1 protein-coding gene is annotated in these 1,335 nt (G+C 47.6%); it reads right to left on the reverse strand.

Annotated features, from left to right (window positions below; genetic code table 11):
* Positions 1-274 precede the first annotated feature (274 nt).
* On the reverse strand, positions 275-1,335 hold a 1,061-nt coding region (locus tag AB1598_15105; GenBank protein MEW6146338.1), incomplete at its 5' end, for a hypothetical protein.

Here is a 1,335-nt window from a genome sequence, read left to right on the forward strand (position 1 = left end):
TTATCGCTTAATTTTTATGAAAAATGGCTTCTGATCGCAGTAAGACTTCGCTCTCCGCGTATTCTGCGAAATTAGCAAAGAGTTAAATTCCTGTGAGACTTTACGTACCTTTGTGCAAATTTAACCAAAAAAGAAAATTTTGTCGGCGCCCACCGCGAGGGGCCGCAGGGCGGCTAACGCCGCCTGCTATAACAGTTATATATGGTGTGCATTTCCGGACTTGATAAATAAGGACTTAGCGGTTTTTGTAACAAAAAGTATCAAAACCGCGATACTATCCGTTATCAAATTCTTGGCGCTCTAGAGCATCATAAAATCGCTGTTTTGACACCCCTGTAAGGGCTACCGCTTCCCTAACAGAACCTAAGCTGAGAAGTAGTGCTTGATAATAGTCGTGTTCGTTTCTACCGTCATACTGAATCGACTCGCTGCTACAACTCGGCAGCTTTAGTCTAAACTTTCGGCTGTAGCTGGCATTTGGCAATCCTTCAATATGGCGATAGCTCATCACAGAATCTAACAGCCCTTTGCTTTCAAGATCCTGTCTGAAAGCATGGTATGTGCGAACATTGGCAATTTCATCTCGCCATACGCGAGCAGGGACATAAACGAAGTCATGGCAGGAGCGGGGCCGCATATAACAGACTAGCGCAAATAAGCGTTTCTGATTGACTACATCACAAGGATAAATTTCAGCAATCCATCTTAAATCCTCACGCGTGACATAGCCATCCAGGTTATGGGGTGTATCTGGATAGGGTCTAAAATGGTCCCAAATCCAACGTACCTGACGAGCAATCTCAGCATCAATGCTTCTCCAATCACCACACGCAGCCTGCTTGCTAAATCCATTGTGCTTTTTGCGTACCCAACGCTGTAAGGCAGCAGTGGCGTCTTGCGGCAACCAGTTTGCCCGCCACATAGCGACGGCTATCTCCCAATGGCTTTGGTGTCTTGTTCCGAAGGCTTGCAAGCCGTGTTCATAGAGTTCCCAGACCTGAGCAGAGCTAGTCCATTTACGCGGATTATCTTCACTGGTAGCCTGTGAGGAAAAAGGCAACTCTTGCTGAAAGTGCATTTGCTCAACAGGCAATGGCTCGATCTTATCTAGCCAGTACATCCCATCCCACCAAGGCATAGATTCCAGTACGCGGCCATCCTCGCCAATTAATCGTTGTCCACGTCCCAACGGCAGGCGGAACTTGCGACGGAGTTGCGGATACACTTCGCAGATACGCCCCACCATATTTGAGAGCGCCTCATAGCCTAAGCGGTGCGTTACCCTTCTACCTTTATATTCCAGGCTAAGCGCCAGGTGACAGTTACCATCCGTGT

It is taken from the genome of Thermodesulfobacteriota bacterium, from assembly GCA_040754335.1.
In the GTDB taxonomy this organism is placed as follows: Bacteria; Desulfobacterota_D; UBA1144; order Nemesobacterales; family UBA2774; genus 2-12-FULL-53-21.